Below are 12,269 nucleotides of genomic sequence, written 5' to 3' on the forward strand. Positions count from 1 at the left end.
CAGCCGGGCTTGTGGTCCGACTGACCCCGAATGAGAAGACGCATATGCAGCACAAAGGCTCTACGATATCCGGGCTCGCCATAGGGGGGACGTCTACGGGCGCAGGAAGCTGTGGAAGGCTGCCCTGCGGGAAAGCTGGGCCATAGGCCGCGACCTGGTAGGAAGGTTGATGAAAATCCTTGGCATCCAGAAAGTACTGCGGTGCACGGCGATCCGAACGACGCAGTCCCATCCCAGTGGCCCGCGCTGTGCTGACTGCTGCAAAGCCGCTTGGAATAGCGTTACTCATCCGAATCAGTGGTGGGTGGCGGATTTTACCTACGTATATACCCACCAGGGCTTGTGCTACGTTACAGTCATCACCGACGTCCATTCCAGGAGGATCCTTGGATGCACAGTGTCACGGACCAAACAGTCTGATTTCGTCCTGAATGCGCTGCGGCAGGCCTTGAGCGTTCAAAACCGCTACGACGCGAAGTTTAGTGCTGTGGGGCATCATCCACCACTCGGATGCCGGCTTTCAGTACACCAGCTTTCAACTGCGTACATTGATTGAGCGCGAAGGCATTACCGGGTCTCTATTGGCACCGTCGGTGATGCCTACGATAACGGGCTCATGGAGTCCACTATCGGGCTGTTTAAGAGCGGGGAGATCGACCATTCCAGGATGCGAACGTTCGCCACCTGGAAAGAGGTTGAACGGGCCCCGCTGAGTGGGTCAACTGGTACAACATCCGAACGCCTCCACGGCTCCATCGACTACGTCCCACCGATCGAATACGAGGCCTGCTACTATCACAATCATCCTAAAATGGACACGACCGAAGCCCAAGCGGCTTAAACACCGCCCGCCACAAACCTAGGCCGATTCAGTAGGTTGCGTGCACTTCGGGAAAGTGACATCCAAGTGATGGTTATTTTCCGAGATTTTCGGTGTTCGTCAATGAAGTCGTCTCGAGTACCGAGCTCAGACTCTCCGCGTGGGCAGGTGTTTGTGCGTGGAAGAGAAGTGAGATGTTCCTGTTCCCGAAACGGATGTTGGTTGATGATAGCCTTTCGACAATTTAGTAATTGGTTTCAGAATTGACTCTCATGCGATATTCCGCGAGTGAATCCCTTGAAAAGAAAATAGCCGAGTGGGGATGCTGAGTATTCAGGTTAAAGGCCTCGGCCTAATGTATTGGCTTGTTAAGCCTCTTTAGGCAGCATGACTTGTTGGGACTGTTGATTAGCACAGTCGACACAGCGCTGGTGCTTAGTCAGGAAAATCGGGACCTGAGCGAACGCTTGAGTTCTGCACAAGCATGGCTAGTTACTCCGCAGGGGAGCGGCTAACAATCAATCCCATTGCTTAGCAACTTCAGATGCGGGAGCAAAGCCGGCTTTTTTGTATTTTTGTTCCTCCGCAGATCCAATGGTCGAGGACTTAACATTTTCTATTATTGCTGCGATTTCTTCTTTGGGGCTTGGTGCATGTCCAGCCGGTCCATCAAATAGTGATATCCATACCCTAGATGTGTCGTCGAGTTCTTCAATGAATGGCTTTAGTTGATGGTTGAGGAAGCTCTGGTCGTTCCCGTTTTGAAGAACCAAGAGATCGAAGTTCTGTCCTGCGTTGACAACATCTGACAGATTGGTATTTACGAAACTGGACTTAACGCGCATTGCCGGTGTTCTACCTTGAACCCTATGGCAAATTCGGAGGTATCGATCCAATGTCGACTTTGGAGACGCATCAAAGTTCAGGCGAGGGTTCATCGCGAGAACGATGGAGTCAGGGAAAAGCGAGCCGAAATTCGTGGCTGCATATCCGCCGCCGGAGCCTCCGAAAAGAATCGTGTGGGAGCTTGAAAGTTGGCTTAGACAGTGGTGGAGAATCGGGGCGAGGAGATTTGGTAGGGGGCCAAAGTCCTTGTCTCCGAGGAACCAAGCACACGAAATTGCTCCTTGGTCGAGGGATGGATCTGCGCAAGCAATTAAGTTTACTCCTGCAGCCTCTGAGAGAGCGTTGCCTTGCAAACAAGGGATTGTCCGTTGGCGCGGTGATAGGGCTCCATGAAAGACGATGAGCGTGGTATCGGACTTCCGATCCTTAATCAAGAGGTCAAGTTGGCGTCCTTTGTGCTCAATTGTATGTAGTCCATCAGAGAGGGGGAGCTCAACGAAGTCTTGAATGGATGCGTAGTACTTGGAAACGCGCCAACGCTTAATGTCTCTTGGACGCTGGAATGGTTCAGCCATAGCGGTCGTTCCTTCCGGGAAGGCAGATTGGAGTTGTTGTTTTCATCATAGATTGGCTCCACTCGACTTAAAAATCTCTTACTTTCGTTGACTCCACCAGGCATTCGCCGAACCCGCGTGACCCACGATATATGTTGATCGCCCAAGACATCTGTCGTTTCCGCTGGATCTATTTCCGGTGAAAAACGGACCTGACCCCGTTAGGTAGACACCTCGGATTCCAGCCAGTGTGGTTGGGAAAGAAGGTAATCTACCACCATGCCCGCGTCAAGGTTTACACGGAACAGTTCCAGCGCGACGCCGTCGCGATGTTCGAGGCGAGCCCAGATGCTTCGATGGGCAAAGTCGCAGAAGAGCTCGGGATCAATCGCTCGACCCTGGGATATTGGTACAAGCAGATTGGTACCAACGTTGCCACTAATGATGCAGACTCGTCACCGGCAGCTAAGCTTGCTGATGCGGAGCGAATTCGCCAGCTAGAGCGCGAATACAAGCGGCTTAGTGAAGAGCGTGAAATTCTGCGCACGGCCGCGAAGTATTTTGCGGAAGAGCCGACTTGGTGATCCGCTTCCAGTTCGCCTGTGACCATATCCCCGACTACTCGGTTAAGCGGATGTGCGAAGTTCTAAACCTTAACCGGTCTTCGTACTACAAGTGGAAGCATTCGGCTCCACGTCGTCGCCAGCGCCTTTTAGATGATGCTCTGGTGGCAGCTGAGATCCAGGCCACTTTCGACGCTGAAAACGGCGCCTGGGGCGCTCGTCGCATCACTGCCGAACTCAACGACCCCACACGTCGCGACGGTGCTACAACCCCAGCCAAGCGGATCAATCGCAAAAGGTGGCCCGCATGATGCGGGCCTAGAACCGGTTCGAATTTTAGAAGAAGCGCAGGATCAAGACCACTGCGCGCGACAAAGGCCGGCGCGTGTTCGCAGTCTTGGTGAACCGTGACTTCACCGCCTGCGCTCCGAATCGTGTACTTGTCGGCGACATTACGTATCTGCTGATCGCCGACGGAACGAACATGTACTTGGCAAGAGCTATTGATTGTTTCTCCCGCAAACTCATTGGGTTTGCTATCGCAGCTCACATGCATACCGAACTGGTAGAAGAAGCCCTCGAAAACGCTTCCCACCTGCGAGGAGTTTTTGACGGTGCGATTTTCCACTCAGATCACGGAAGCGTCTACACCTCATCGCAGATCCAAGCAACATACAGGCGCTTAGGCGTTACCTAGTTGATGGGCGCGGTGGGAACCAGCGCGGGTAATTCGCTCGCTGAATCGTTTAACACAGCGTTGAAGTGAGAGATCCTCAATGATACGAAGACGTTTGCCAACCAGCTGATCTGCCGTAGGAATGTCTTTCGCTGGTGCGTGCGCTACAACGCTTACCGCCGACACACTTGGTGCGGATATCAAACTCCCGATGAGTTTGAATCGCAAACCGCATAAAGAGTGATAGGCTTACGCCTACATTTTGTTCACCCCAAGGTGTCTACTTTCTGGCGGTCGGGCCCCACTTATCTTTGCGAGGCGTATATCCGTTTGAAGAGAGTACTAACAGCAAGGCATAAACTTTATATGGGTCGTATGCCCCTGGAAAATCTGTCTAGCAGCTAGAACGCTCGATCAGTAGAAGGCCAGTTGTTTTGGATTCTCCTTTACTGTAATTAATCCATGGAATGGCTAAAAGCTTGTAAAGTGCGATATTTTGCGAGGTGGGCGTCTCAAGTGATGCCGTGAATTCAGTCAACTGATAGACTCTTACGGGCAGAATTTAACCGGAGCAGCACGCTGTTTGACGGCTATCACAGTGCAAAACCGGTATTTTACGGGACTGAAAGTTGGGTAACCCTTGTTGTGGTCGGAAATGGAGAAAAATGAATAGACGTCAGTTAAAACGCTTTACGAGTGGCAAGGCTCAGATCTGCCTTTTGATGGCGGCCTGTTTACTGGGGATTCTTTCGATAATTGCGCCAGTAGACGTTCTCAAGAAGTTGTTTGGAGTTTTGGCTCTCGTGCTTTGTTTCTTTTGGGGTGCGGTCTTCGTAACGTGGGCGAAAATGTTGGCAGGAGAGTTTCGCGGCCTGGCTCGGGATATAAGCTCTTCCGGGTGGCGACAATACCAGCAAGATCCATTTTCTGAACAACTTCGATCCGCGCCCCCGCACACTGAGCAAAACAAGGGAAACTCGGAGTCGGACAAAAGTGCGGCATCGTCAGCTGAGCTGAAAACCCCAAGAACAATATCAGCCTTTGCACCTAGCGGAATCCCAGCGATCGATATCCAAGGTCGGCCATTAGCGGGGGCTGCAGGGCGATTCGCTGCAGATCAAGTGATGGGCGATGATCCAGGCCGTGCTTTCCGTTATTTGATGAGGGAACCTCTTGAAAACGAGGACCGACAGGTCCGAATGCTCACGTCTGGACAACTTTTTGAGGCTGTTCGACCTTTGGCCGATGTTTCTCTGATTATGCCTGGCTATGGAACTTTGGAACCAGATCCTGAGGTAGCTTACATCCTCATTGACGAGAGAGAGCTTAAGACCGGAGCATGGGCAGGTGTGCTTACTTCTGCCGGCACCGCAAACTTCTTGTTATTGATGGATCTTTTAAAAGCCCAGAAACAGTTGGGTACCGTCGTAATAGTTATCGAAGACGATGTTCCCGGTCATTTCAATGGAACATTGCGTGAAATGGCGGACGTCGTTGTTTCGAATGGGACAAGTGATCTTCGTTGGGAGAATGACGTTTATTCTCCGATACTGACCGCATGCATCAAACGAAGTGAGGTTTAAGAACTAACATGTCCAAAGTAGCGATTTATGGCGATATCAGCCCGAACGTGATCGATGGCTCATCTATTTGGCTAATGTCGATTTCAACCGTTTTGAGTCGGATTTTTGACGAGGTGCACTTGCAGCTGAAAATGCCGCTTGAAAACCGGCGGTTGATTACCTCGCTCGATGACCTTGAAAATGTGGTGGTGCACGAGCCCAACGCGGAGCTTTCTACGAAAGAAGCAGCGTCGGCAGTCGAAAAACTAAACAACAGTGTTGGGCTGAATGCGGTTGTCGTACGAGGCTTCGCAGCTTGCAATGATTTTGCGATGAAATCCCGCATAGCGGGATTGACCTGGGCGTACATTACAGATGTTCCTTTCCCGCCAACACGCCTTTCAGATAACAACCGGAATCGCCTTGAGCGTATCGCGGCTCGTTGCCGAAGGCTTTTTGCACAAACAGATGCTGCGCGTTCATATCTGGAGGCCATTACGCCTCAAGCCGCTGGCAAGGTTGAGATTATGTCTCCTATGATTCCGGATTCTGCTTTCATCGAACTTGATGTTAATTCAACTGTTGCACCTTCCGAGCTGGGACTTATCTATTCGGGTAAATTCGCTGAGGGGTGGAAGACTCTTGAGATGCTAGGAATTCCGCAGAGTTTAGAGGCGCTCGGCGTGGAGTCGAAGCTTACCGTTATTGGTGATAAATATAATCGGTCGAAAACAGACCCCTCGTGGCTTCCACGTATGCAGGAAGCGATTCGCCAGGCAGATGCCGACCCAGCATCGCGAGTAAATTGGCTAGGAGCACTTTCACGGGACGAATCGATTGAGAAAATGAAATTTTCCACCCTTGGGTTAGGATGGCGTAGCTCGGAGTTGGATTCGAGCTTGGAGCTCTCAACGAAGGCGCTAGAGTACGGAGCGGTTGGGGTAGTGCCCGTGATAAACAAAACCCAGGACCACTTAGCGCTGTTCGGAGAAGATTATCCGTTCTTTGTCTCGGGAACGGATTCAGTTTGCGAAGTTGCCAAGGTTATTGCCTCAAATCTCGATCGAGTGCATGAAGCACGCTTAGTTGCGCACCGCGTTGCAAAAGAGTATTCGATGGCAAGTGCAGCAGAAAGACTCGAGGGCGTGTTTCAACGCGCTGGGGTCCTTCAAGATGAAAAACCGGGTGATGGCTCGGTGAACCGAGTCCTTATTGCCTCTCATGATATGAAGTTCATGGGTGAGCTGATGGACCATCTTTCTAGAAGTCCATCTTTTGAGGTTAATTTAGATCACTGGGAAACCCTCCACAAGCATGATGCCAACGAAAGCAAGCGCTTGGCTCGGCGCGCCGACACGATTTTTTGCGAATGGGCGGGGCCATCACTCGCCTGGTATTCGCACAACAAACCTAAGGGCAAGAAGCTCGTGTCCAGGTTGCACCGTTTTGAGCTCGATGGCCCCTGGATGTCGGACATCGATTGGGACAATGTGGATGCGATGATTTTTGTTTCAGAGTTGTACCGGCGTATGGCTCTTGAGCAGTTACCGCTTAAGCCTGAACAATGCTTCGTTATTCCAAACGCGGTGGATTCTTCAGACTTTAATCGTCCGAAATTGCCCAACGCGCGGTTTACCTTGGGCTTTGTCGGGATGGTCCCTTGGCACAAACGTCCGGATCGAGCGCTTGACTTATTGGAACGTCTGCTTGAAGAAGATGACCGATACACGCTGCGTTTCAAAGGCAGAATGCCATGGGAATATCCTTATGAATGGAACAAAGCAGTGCAGAAGCAGCTGTACTTGGAATTCTTTAAGCGGATTGCCGGTTCTACAAAGCTGAGACAGCACGTTGTATTCGATCCGTTTGGAGCAGATATAGCATCGTGGCAGCGTTCAATCGGCTTCATCTTGTCTCCAAGTGAAGTCGAGAGCTTCCACATGGCACCCGCCGAGGGCATGTCAGCAAGGTCAGTTCCTATCTTCTGGTCAAGGCCTGGCGTAGAAGAAATTTTTGGCTCTCAATTCTTATCGCCTGATTTGGATGCCGCTGTAGAGAAAATTCTGAAGTGTCGAGACCTAAAGGTCTTTGAAAGCTTAGGCGAAGAAGCTCGCGAGTCAGTTCTTCGCTGGGACCCAACGGTTTTGATGCCGATGTGGGAAGAGATTCTCTCATTAGAAGTCTCCTAGCCGTTCTTATTTCTTAACCAAGTCCGGGGTAACTATTCGGGTTGCCCCGGACTTGGAATTGTTTTCTTTCGTAGACCCGCCGTGTGAGCGCTACCCAGACGCCTTTGCATTGGTCACCCTAGTATTACGCGCGGAGCGCAGGGTTTCTCTGAGCGCAGGTGCAACGATCGGTAGCCAGCATGCCCGTAGGCTGCGCTGCATCATTGCTTTATTAATTCGAGTTTAACATCGCTGTTGTTATCTGCGATGTGCAGCTGATTCGGGGAGCCCTACCACCTATCCGGAAAACCCCTACCAACTACGCGGATTGCCCCTACCAACTACGCCGAAACGGCAACAATATCTACTAACGCAGAAAACGCTCGCTAAGCGTTATTACCGAGGGGCTACATTAAATATACGGATTGTGTGCTAAGGCAACGACAAAACTGTCGCTGCCTGTTTGCGAAACTAATCGTCAGTCGAAATGTTCCAGTTTCTTCCTTTCGGGTGCTACTTCCACAATCCCTTGGTGTCGACGAGAACCTTGTTTTCTAGACCTGAGGCGTCAAACTCACGGAATTCCTTGTGATCGACCAGAAGGACGACAACCTCGGAGGTCGCGATTGCCTCTTTGTATTCTTTGAGCTCGACGTTATCGAAGCCTTTCAGTCGCTTGGGGAGTTCAGAAACATTTGGCTCAACGGCGAAGATGGTTTTGTTTTCGAGTTCCTCTGCGAGATCAACCGCAATGTTGAGCGCAGGGGACTCGCGGAGATCATCGATGTCGGCCTTGAAAGCGAGGCCGAGTACTGCAACCTTCTTGGCATCCGTCTTGGAGACTGCATCCTTGACCTTGTTGATGACCCAACCTGGCTTGCCGTCGTTAACCTTGCGTGCGGTGTGGATGAGCTCGGAGTTTTCAGGATCGGCCGCCACGATGAACCACGGATCGACCGCGATGCAGTGGCCACCGACACCCGGGCCAGGCTGCAAGATGTCCACGCGTGGGTGGTGGTTGGCGAGGTTGATGAGCTCCCATACGTCGATGCCAAGCTTGTCGCAGATGAGCGAAAGCTCGTTCGCAAAAGCGATATTGACATCGCGGAAAGAGTTCTCGGTGAGCTTTGCCATTTCTGCAGTTACGTCGTTGGTAGCAAGCAATTCGCCCTTGCAGAAGGTGGCGTAGATTTCGATTGCGCGACGAGTAGCCTCAGCGGTTTGGCCGCCGATGATTCGGTCATTGGTACGCAGCTCTTCCATTGCATAGCCCGGAAGAATGCGCTCAGGGCAGTGCGCGAAATAGATAACCGGCTTGTTGTCTGGGTTCTCAACACCATCTGCAACGAGGTCAGGTCGGCACTCCAAGATGCGCTGTGCCATCTTTGCAGTGGTTTGCGGAGGAGAGGTGGACTCGAGGACGATAAGTTCATCACCGACCAGCTGAGGAGCGATCGCTTCTGCGGCCGAATAAATGTACTTCATATCGACGTCATAGTTTTCGGTGAAGGGGGTAGGGACCGCAATGATGTAGGCGTCAGAGTGAACCTGTTCCGTGGTGGCGCGGAAGCGGCCAGACTCGAGCGCTGCAGTGAGTTCTTCCTGCAGACCTGGCTCGACGATTGTGACTTCACCGCGATTGATCTTTTCAACATTCACCGTATTGACATCAACGCCGACCACATTCACCCCAGAGTTGGCCATGACTACTGCGGTGGGCAATCCGATATAGCCAAGGCCGACGAACGCCACATTAAGACTGGACATCAATATTCTCCTAAGGGGGACTGGTTGGGTTGAAACTAATTATGATTGTACGAGGTTTGGAGGATTCGGGATCTAGTTTGCAAAGAAAGTGGCGGGAACAAATTATTCTTACTAATTGTCCAGTGGGTCACACCGCCGAGCATGTACTTTCGGGAGGGGATGCTTGGAGAAAAGGCAACGTCGAGGCAATGGAGTTAGCCACGAATGGCCTGATGTAGTATGTCTTTAAAGCGTCGGCTTGCTCGGCGTTTGGGGGCTATAGCTCAGTCGGTTAGAGCCGCGGACTCATAATCCGCTGGTCCCGGGGTCGAGCCCCGGTGGCCCCACAACATCTTTCATTGACCTCGTTTGCCTATTGTTCGAGGTCTAAACGTGTAGGTTTAGCGTATGGAAAACTTGGAGCACACTGACATCGCTGTTCAATCAATGACGAAAACAGCGGGAATTCGAACCGTTGTCGTCCCCGCTGCAGGTATGGGAACGCGGTTCCTTCCGGCTACGAAGACTGTTCCCAAAGAGCTCCTACCCGTGGTGGATACCCCGGGTATTGAGATCATCGCGGAAGAAGCGGCGTCGGTTGGCGCAACGAAGCTCGCGATAATTACTTCGCCGAAAAAACAAGAAGTGATGCGCCACTTTGAGCAGTTTCCTGAGCTGGTGAAAACCTTGCGTGAGCGCGGCAAGGAAGAACAGGCGCTGAAGGTTGAGCGAGCTGCTCAAATCGTTCAGCCGATCTCCGTGCCTCAGGAAAAGCCTTTAGGCCTTGGCCACGCGGTCGGGCTAGCTGAATCTGTTTTGGACGATGATGAGGACTTCTTTGCAGTAATGCTTCCTGACGACGTCATCGAACCGAATACTGCAGTTGCAGAAATGATGGCGGTCCGCGAGCAATGTGGCGGATCCGTCCTCCTTGCCGTTGAAGTGGAACCGGAGGATGTCTCCAACTACGGAGTATTCGATGTCGCCGGCACAGACGACGGTGCTGTGAAGCGCGTTGTCGGCATGGTCGAAAAACCTGAGGTCGAAGAAGCACCCTCCAACTTGGTGGCCACCGGCCGCTATTTGTTGGACCGGAAGATTTTTGATGCCCTCCGCCGAATCAAGCCAGGCAAAGGTGGGGAGCTGCAGCTTACCGATGCTATCGAGCTACTCATCGAAGATGGCGAACCCGTTCACGTCGTAGTGCACGACGGCATACGTCATGATTTGGGGAACCCTGCCGGTTTCATCCCGGCTAGCGTTGAGTTTGGCCTGCGCCACGAGAAGTACGGTGCGGGACTGTTCGAAGATTTGAAGGCGATTATGGCGAAGTATGAGGAGAAGTTTTCTAATCACTCATAGCATAGAGACAGACAATTTTAATCTGAGAACACATTCATTTCTCTCTCGGAAGTTCTCTCTATGACTCGTTCATTTCGGTTTGGCCATATCGGTTTTGAGTGCTGCAGTAATGCTCGCCGCATGTGATGGGGAAGGAAATCAATGGCGCCTTCGCTGGCATCCATCAGCTTGCCGTAAAGCTCATCTTTTCATTTTAAGTTGCGCGAATGGGATTTCTTTAGGGATTCGAATAACGGCGCGGAAATGTGGGCAATCTCGATGTCAGGATCGCTGATTTCACCTCCGTTCGTCTGTGCAACAAGGGTATCTCGTCACGTTACTCAAAGTAATGCAGGCACCATTAAAATGAGCAGTCGTTTTGCTACAGGACTAGGGGAGAGGGGCCCGGGGAAGGCGCCGCTAAGCGCCCGCTCCTTCTATAACCCAGTTCAAACGAGCCCGGTAGTGCGGTCAACGCTTCGCTGAGGCTGCGGAATTCCGAGTCGCAAGTGTTTGTCCTCTCTACGGACCAGAAATTCTCCGGGCGCAGGTAGGCAGCCCCATGAAGGTGCAGTGCGCCGGTGCGTATGCGGGTGGTGATGAGGGAGGCTGTGCTGAGCGGGGTGCCCATCGCACGGAACAACTAGGCGTTCGCAACGGTCCTCACCGCGGGTGCGTACGAAGCCGGGGCTCTACCGCGTAAGGGGCCCGAGGCTGAGTCATGCTGAATGAACGCCGGTGACACTCCACTGTAGACCGTAGAGGTATCGCAACACCATCGAGCGTAAATCTCAGCCCAAAGTGCTGGGTAGGCGCTGTTTGCGGGGGTTGAAGTTGAGGTTGGTCCGGGCGTCGGCAAGCTAGGCGGCGGCGGGAACCGATGGTGAGCAGGGGGAAGTCGGGTGATTGCCCGCAGCCATATTTTTGTTTTCGTCCTACGTCGCACCCCTGCAGGCGCTGGTAGCGTCTTATTACAAACCGCACCAAGCAGCCACGGGAGGCCTATTCTATGGACGGCGATGTTACTGAGTTGCTTGTATATGCCGGGTTAGTGCTTGTCATGGTGCTCTACTGGGCCTACTACATTAGGTGCGTGCGGAGGCAACCTAGATCGGAAAAATGGTACGACGATGTCGACTTTGTAGGCGCAGAAAGTGATGGCGTCCTTTTTATTTATCCTTACTGCTCGCTCATTAGGGGCGCTGGCGGCGCCATGGGGTTGGTCGCAAGTGCCAACCCTCCCGAGTTTGTCTACACGGTGCTGAAGGTTCCGCTCGTGGCAGCTTTCGTTATTGGAGTCATTGGATTTACGGACGCGGTCGGGGTTCCGCTTCCGTGGCCTTTTGTGCCGCGTTGGGTCGTCGATATCCGCACTGCAAAGCGTGCTCGAAGGCGTGAGCGCAGACAGGCCAGAAAGAGGGACAGGGAAGAATAGGCCTGGCTATTTTCGTGTGTGCGAAGTTCGTTGGAAATCTCCGCTATCTGGTTGCAGGTTCTCCAGCCCAGTAGCAAAGCAGCTGAAGATGGTATGAGGCGTTTGGGGTCAAACTCTGGTTTGGTGATGTACAGCAGCACGGAGATGGATCCGTAGATTAGGGCCGCTAGAGCAGTAGTCGTGGTAGACAACGGGTTTGAGTATTTCAGATGTTGGAGAGCCTAATTCTCCTTTCGATGGGGCTTTAATGGCGCACCGTGATGTAAAACGAGGCCTTGCGTGACATGGGTACGGGGCTAAGGAATAGAAGGGGATGCGGACGAAATCTTAGACGCCGATGGGCACTATTTCACGGTCGTGTTTCCCGATTGGGTCATTGAGCCCACCGACGCCATGGGTGAGATGATTCGGGTGCGCCAAGAGCACGGTGGTTCGGCGTTGTTGGCGGTAGATGTGGAGCCGTCGCAGGTGTCGAATTATAGCGTCTTTGATGTTGAGGCTACCGACGTCATCGCTCTCCTTATCTCCGAGGGTGAGAGTGTCTGATGGTTTGTGTGT

At 52.4% G+C, this 12,269-nt stretch carries 8 protein-coding genes, 1 tRNA gene and 2 pseudogenes; 9 read left to right on the forward strand and 2 right to left on the reverse strand.

Going from position 1 to position 12,269, the window contains the following annotated elements:
* Window positions 1–61: 61 nt before the first annotated feature.
* Window positions 62–187 (forward strand): annotated as a pseudogene (locus I6J28_RS11990) (IS3 family transposase); the annotation flags it as partial.
* A complete protein-coding gene (locus tag I6J28_RS11995; protein WP_204611294.1) occupies window positions 170–556 on the forward strand; it encodes a DDE-type integrase/transposase/recombinase in 387 nt (128 codons plus the stop codon). The pseudogene I6J28_RS11990 and the gene I6J28_RS11995, both read left to right, overlap by 18 nt.
* Window positions 557–1,338: 782 nt before the next feature.
* Here I6J28_RS11995 and I6J28_RS05595 read toward each other — a convergent pair.
* On the reverse strand, window positions 1,339–2,241 hold the full coding sequence (locus I6J28_RS05595) for a hypothetical protein (RefSeq protein WP_204611295.1): 903 nt from the start codon (window positions 2,239–2,241) through the stop codon (window positions 1,339–1,341).
* 308 nt (window positions 2,242–2,549) lie between these two features.
* On the opposite strand from I6J28_RS05595, the pseudogene I6J28_RS05600 reads away from it, so the two are divergent.
* The 3 genes and pseudogenes from I6J28_RS05600 to I6J28_RS05610 all read left to right on the forward strand — a co-directional run bounded on the left by I6J28_RS05600 (window position 2,550) and on the right by I6J28_RS05610 (window position 7,210).
* A pseudogene (locus I6J28_RS05600) lies at window positions 2,550–3,696 on the forward strand (IS3 family transposase).
* Between the two features lie 428 nt (window positions 3,697–4,124).
* Window positions 4,125–5,042: a hypothetical protein gene (locus I6J28_RS05605; protein ID WP_204611297.1), complete on the forward strand. Its 918-nt coding sequence runs from the start codon at window positions 4,125–4,127 to the stop codon at window positions 5,040–5,042.
* Window positions 5,043–5,050: 8 nt separating this feature from the next.
* Window positions 5,051–7,210, forward strand: coding sequence for a glycosyltransferase (locus I6J28_RS05610; protein ID WP_204611300.1), 2,160 nt, complete (start codon window positions 5,051–5,053; stop codon window positions 7,208–7,210).
* Between the two features lie 492 nt (window positions 7,211–7,702).
* On the opposite strand, the gene wecC is transcribed toward I6J28_RS05610, so the two are convergent.
* A complete protein-coding gene (gene wecC / locus I6J28_RS05615) occupies window positions 7,703–8,956 on the reverse strand; it encodes a UDP-N-acetyl-D-mannosamine dehydrogenase (protein WP_204611301.1) in 1,254 nt (417 codons plus the stop codon).
* Window positions 8,957–9,208: 252 nt separating this feature from the next.
* Between wecC and I6J28_RS05620 the strand changes: the two genes are divergently transcribed.
* The 4 genes from I6J28_RS05620 (at window position 9,209) to I6J28_RS05635 (ending at window position 12,257) form a co-directional block, all read left to right on the forward strand.
* A tRNA-Ile gene (locus I6J28_RS05620) sits at window positions 9,209–9,282 on the forward strand.
* Window positions 9,283–9,343: 61 nt separating this feature from the next.
* A complete protein-coding gene (locus tag I6J28_RS05625; RefSeq protein ID WP_239236147.1) occupies window positions 9,344–10,297 on the forward strand; it encodes a UTP--glucose-1-phosphate uridylyltransferase in 954 nt (317 codons plus the stop codon).
* A 988-nt stretch (window positions 10,298–11,285) separates the two neighbouring features.
* Window positions 11,286–11,711, forward strand: coding sequence for a hypothetical protein (locus I6J28_RS05630; protein WP_204611302.1), 426 nt, complete (start codon window positions 11,286–11,288; stop codon window positions 11,709–11,711).
* 357 nt (window positions 11,712–12,068) lie between these two features.
* Window positions 12,069–12,257, forward strand: coding sequence for a hypothetical protein (locus I6J28_RS05635; protein WP_204611303.1), 189 nt, complete (start codon window positions 12,069–12,071; stop codon window positions 12,255–12,257).
* Window positions 12,258–12,269 lie beyond the last annotated feature (12 nt).

It is taken from the genome of Corynebacterium tuberculostearicum, from assembly GCF_016894265.1.
Classification (GTDB): Bacteria; Actinomycetota; Actinomycetes; order Mycobacteriales; family Mycobacteriaceae; genus Corynebacterium; species Corynebacterium tuberculostearicum_D.

Coding starts and splice junctions, on each gene's coding strand:
- I6J28_RS11995 (WP_204611294.1), top strand. CDS start 170: ATGAAAATCCTTGGCATCCAGAAAGTACTGCGGTGCACGGCGATCCGA.
- I6J28_RS05595 (WP_204611295.1), bottom strand. CDS start 2,241: ATGGCTGAACCATTCCAGCGTCCAAGAGACATTAAGCGTTGGCGCGTT.
- I6J28_RS05605 (WP_204611297.1), top strand. CDS start 4,125: ATGAATAGACGTCAGTTAAAACGCTTTACGAGTGGCAAGGCTCAGATC.
- I6J28_RS05610 (WP_204611300.1), top strand. CDS start 5,051: ATGTCCAAAGTAGCGATTTATGGCGATATCAGCCCGAACGTGATCGAT.
- wecC (WP_204611301.1), bottom strand. CDS start 8,956: ATGTCCAGTCTTAATGTGGCGTTCGTCGGCCTTGGCTATATCGGATTG.
- I6J28_RS05625 (WP_239236147.1), top strand. CDS start 9,344: ATGGAAAACTTGGAGCACACTGACATCGCTGTTCAATCAATGACGAAA.
- I6J28_RS05630 (WP_204611302.1), top strand. CDS start 11,286: ATGGACGGCGATGTTACTGAGTTGCTTGTATATGCCGGGTTAGTGCTT.